The following is a 4428-nucleotide window of genomic DNA, read 5'->3' on the forward strand; positions in this document are numbered from 1 at the left end:
GGTCAGAGATTCTATCAAACTCTGAACCGCTCTAGTCCAACGAAATGGCCGGGTTCGTCCCGGCCATTTCTGTTTGCGGTCCGCGATGCGCTCCGGCTATCGGCCGGTGGCGGCGGTCGACGCGTTCTGGTCCTCGATGAACCCCACCAGCACCGCCCCGTCGGTGACCTGTGACCCTTCCCCGGCGATCTCGGCGATCACCCCGTCATGCGGGGCGGCGATGGTGTGCTCCATCTTCATCGCTTCGAGGATCAGCAGAATTTGTCCCTTGATCACGGCGTCGCCTTTCGCCACGCGCACAAGCTTGACGAGACCCGGCATCGGCGCGCGCAGGCTGCCGGAGGCGGCAGCGGCTTCATCGCTCCTGGCCAGGGGATCCGGCACGGTGAAAGTATAGGCGACAGCGCCTTCGAACACGGTGATGTGGCCAGGCCAGCGGGCGAGGCGGGGAACGGCCCGAAGGTCATGCGAATTGGTGCTGTCATACGGCGCATCGAGCGCCACCTGAAAGCGTCCGTCCGGCCGCATTGAAACCTTGGCCAGGATGGCCTCGTCGCCGAACTTCAGCCGCATGCGCCGCGCAACCCCGTGGAAATGCGCATAGCCGGCAAGCGACGACCAGGGGTCGTCCGACGACGGCAATGCTCCGGCACCCGAGGCCGCCAGCGCGGCAGCCGAGATGACTTCGCCGGTCGGCGGCGCGACCGCCGTCAGCATCTCCTGGTGTCTGCCGATCAGGCCGGTATCGACGTCGCCCGCCGCAAAATCCGGATCGGCGGCAAGAGCGGCAAGAAAAGCGGCGTTGACGGTGGAGCCGGCAATCTCGATTTGCGCGAGCGCGGTGCGGAGCGCCTCCAGCGCCGCCTGCCTGTCCCCGGAATGGACGACCAGCTTCGCGATCATGGGGTCGTAATAGGGCGAGATGGCATCGCCAGCCCGCACGCCGGTCTCGATGCGCATCGCGGCACCCTCGGGGGCAACGCCCGGAAATTTCAGGTGGTGCAGCGTGCCCGTCGCCGGCAGAAACCCCTTGGCCGCGTCCTCTGCATAGATGCGCGCCTCGAAGGCATGGCCGCAAAGCGCGATCTCACTTTGTGTCTTCGGTAGTTTTTCGCCGCTGGCGACGCGTAACTGCCACTCGACGAGATCGGTGCCGGTGACCATCTCGGTGACCGGATGCTCGACCTGCAGGCGGGTGTTCATTTCCATGAACCAGAAGCGGTCGGCCTTGAGGCCTTGCGAGGCGTCGACGATGAACTCGATGGTGCCGGCGCCGGAATAGTTGATCGCCTTGGCGGCCTTCACCGCCGCCTCCGTCATCGCCTTGCGCAAGGCCGGCGTCATGCCGGGGGCGGGGGTCTCCTCGATCACCTTCTGGTGGCGGCGTTGCGCCGAGCAGTCGCGTTCGTAGAGATGCACGGCATTGCCGAAATTGTCGCCGAACACCTGCACTTCGATATGCCGTGGCTTGTCGACGTATTTTTCGACCAGCACGCGGTCGTCGCCGAAGGCGGCCTTGGCTTCGCGCCGGGCGCTGGACAGCGCCTCGGAAAAATCATCGGGATGCTCGACGCGCCGCATGCCCTTGCCGCCGCCGCCGGCACGCGCCTTGATCAGCACGGGATAGCCGATCTCGCGGGCTTTCGAGGCAAGCAGCACGATCTCCTGCGCCTCGCCATGATAGCCCGGCACGACCGGAACGCCGGCTTTCTCCATCAGCCGCTTGGCGGCGTCCTTGAGCCCCATGGCGCGGATCGAAGCGGCCGATGGGCCAATGAAGGTGAGCCCTGCGGCTGTGACCTGATCGACGAAGTCAGGGTTTTCCGAGAGGAAGCCATAGCCCGGATGGATCGCTTCGGCACCCGTTGCAAGCGCTGCCGCGACGATCCTGTCGCCGCGCAGATAGCTCTCGCCGACAGGCGAGGGGCCGATATGGACCGCCTCGTCGGCCATTTCGACATGCAGGGATCTCGCGTCGGCATCCGAATAGACGGCGACGGTGTGCACGCCGAGCTTGCGGGCGGTGCGGATAACGCGGCAAGCGATCTCGCCCCGATTGGCGATCAGGATCTTGCTAAACATGGAGCCTCCAGCGGCGAATTTGCTTCGAGCGACGCAGGCCTTGCTTCGCGCTCGCCTCAGTGGACATATCCCCCACGAGAGGCACGCTGTCCTGCCGACCTATGCTGGCAGACGTTCCCTCGACCTCTCCCTTACCAAGGGAGTGCTCCAGCTGGCGTTCGGCCCTGCCTACTTCGACGCCGAGATGGCGCAGCCGCCGCTCGCGGTCTTGAGCTTCCACCGTGTCAAGCCGGCCTGGCAGTTGCGCAGCGCCATTTCTTCCGCGGCCTTCTGGGACGGCGCGTTGAGCTTCGTCCCGCAGATGATGTAGAGGTCGACAACGCGCGAATAAAAGGTCGTGGCGTAGGCCGAGTGACCGCCCGCCGCGATATAGGCTTTGTACGCCACGTTGCATTCGCTCTTCGGATCCGAGCCCATGGTCGGTGGAAAATGCACGTCTCCCTTGCTTCCCGCCAGTGAACCCGCCGTCGCGGCGGCGACTGTCGTTACGACAAGCAGTCCGGTCAGCACCGGGAAACGAACGTGGCCTTTTCTGCCTGCAAGCGATTTGACCATGCTCATGCCGGTCGCCGAGAACATTAGTAATCCGGCAAGTATCGACGCTGCCGGCTTGCGACAATATTTCCGAACCATTTTCACCCCAGCCCAATTGCCCAACCCAGTGTGAGCAATAGCGAACATTCGGTGCCGCCGCCAGTTCGCCGGTAGAAATTTTCATTTGGCTATGATGATGAATCGATTGGTCCATACAGTTCAACTTTCCTCCAGAGCAGCAATGGCTCTTCGGTATAGTTCTGAAGTCGGCTCATCGAAGCAGCAGAAAGTAACGGTTTCCGGCGATGTGTTCCGTGCAAGGAAGCTGCCGACCGTTCGGACCGCGATCGCAGTCGCTTCAGCCTTCGGATACCGGTAGACACCAGTCGAGATTGCTGGAAAGGCAATTGTCCGGCAGTCATTGGCAAAAGCGATTTCGAGCGAGCGCTGGTAGCAGGAGGCGAGCAGTTCTGCCTCACCCTTGCCGCCACCCTGCCAAACCGGCCCGACCGTATGGATGATATGGCGGGCCGGCAGCCGATAACCCTTGGTCAGCTTTGCATCGCCCGTCTTGCAGCCATTGAGCATGCGACATTCGAATTCGAGTTCCGGCCCGGCGGCGCGGTGAATGGCTCCGTCGACCCCGCCGCCACCGAGCAGCGAGGAGTTGGCGGCGTTGACGATGGCATCGACCGCCAGCTTGGTGATGTCGCCGGTGTGAACGCTGATCCGGTCGCCCGCGGCGCTCATCATCACATCCTGAACACACCGAAGCGTGTCTCCTCGATCTCGGCGTTGAGCGCGGCCGACAGGCTGAGCGCCAGCACCTCGCGTGTCCGGGCCGGATCGATGATGCCGTCATCCCAGAGCCTTGCCGAGGAATAGAGCGGGTGGCCTTCATGCTCGTACTTCATCAGGATCGGCTTCTTGAATTTCGCCTCCTCCTCGGCGGTCCATTCCCCGCCCTTGCGCTCGATGCCTTCGCGCTTGACCATGGCTAGCACCGTCGCCGCCTGCTCGCCGCCCATCACCGAGATGCGGGCGTTGGGCCACATCCACAGGAAGCGAGGTGAGTAGGCGCGGCCGCACATGCCGTAATTGCCGGCCCCGAACGAACCGCCGACGATGACGGTCACCTTGGGCACCCTGGCCGTCGCAACCGCCATCACCAGCTTGGAGCCGTCCTTGGCGATGCCGCCCGCCTCGTATTTCCTGCCGACCATGAAGCCGGTGATGTTCTGCAGGAAAACCAGCGGGATCTTGCGCTGGCAGCACAATTCGATGAAGTGCGCGCCCTTCAGCGCGCTCTCGGAAAACAGCACGCCATTGTTGGCGATGATGCCGACCGGCATGCCGTGGAGATGGGCAAAGCCGGTGATCAGCGTCGTGCCGTAGTTCTGCTTGAACTCATCGAATTCGGAGCCGTCGACGACGCGCGCGATCACCTCGCGCACGTCATAGGGCTGGCGCAGATCGGTCGGGACGATGCCGTAAAGCTCATCCGCCGGATGAAGCGGCGGAATCGCTTTGTGTAACTTCAGGCTTACAGCTTTGTTCCGATTCAGGTTCTTGATGATGCGCCGGCAAATGGCGAGCGCGTGTTCGTCGTCCAGTGCATAGTGATCGGCGACACCGGAAAGCCGGGTGTGCACATCAGCGCCGCCCAGATCCTCGGCGCTGACATCCTCGCCGGTGGCCGCCTTCACCAGCGGCGGTCCGCCGAGGAAGATGGTCGCCTGGTTGCGCACCATGATCGTCTCGTCCGACATCGCCGGCACATAGGCGCCGCCAGCCGTGCAGGAACCCATGACG

The 4428-nt window shown here is 63.5% G+C and carries 4 protein-coding genes; all 4 read right to left on the reverse strand.

Translation table 11 applies throughout. From position 1 onward, the window contains the following. Nucleotides 1-96: 96 nt before the first annotated feature. Entirely contained in the window at nucleotides 97-2082 is a 1986-nt protein-coding gene (locus EOA36_RS28720) for an acetyl/propionyl/methylcrotonyl-CoA carboxylase subunit alpha (RefSeq protein WP_127280394.1), read from the reverse strand. A gap of 168 nt (nucleotides 2083-2250) precedes the next feature. Further along, nucleotides 2251-2643 (reverse strand): hypothetical protein, encoded by a 393-nt coding sequence (locus EOA36_RS28725; protein WP_245464500.1) that lies wholly within the window; start codon nucleotides 2641-2643, stop codon nucleotides 2251-2253. Between the two features lie 192 nt (nucleotides 2644-2835). Beyond that, the gene (locus EOA36_RS28730; protein WP_127280396.1) at nucleotides 2836-3366 is read right to left on the reverse strand and encodes an O-acetyl-ADP-ribose deacetylase; all 531 of its coding nucleotides are present in this window, start codon (nucleotides 3364-3366) and stop codon (nucleotides 2836-2838) included. A 2-nt stretch (nucleotides 3367-3368) separates the two neighbouring features. Continuing rightward, on the reverse strand, nucleotides 3369-4428 hold a 1060-nt coding region (locus EOA36_RS28735), incomplete at its 5' end, for a carboxyl transferase domain-containing protein (protein WP_127280397.1).

It is taken from the genome of Mesorhizobium sp. M8A.F.Ca.ET.021.01.1.1 (assembly GCF_003998025.1).
Classification (GTDB): domain Bacteria; phylum Pseudomonadota; class Alphaproteobacteria; order Rhizobiales; family Rhizobiaceae; genus Mesorhizobium.

What these genes read in the sequence shown, in the direction of transcription:
- EOA36_RS28730 (WP_127280396.1), bottom strand. Translation starts at nt 3,366, where the DNA reads ATGAGCGCCGCGGGCGACCGGATCAGCGTTCACACCGGCGACATCACC.
- EOA36_RS28720 (WP_127280394.1), bottom strand. Translation starts at nt 2,082, where the DNA reads ATGTTTAGCAAGATCCTGATCGCCAATCGGGGCGAGATCGCTTGCCGC.
- EOA36_RS28725 (WP_245464500.1), bottom strand. Translation starts at nt 2,643, where the DNA reads ATGAGCATGGTCAAATCGCTTGCAGGCAGAAAAGGCCACGTTCGTTTC.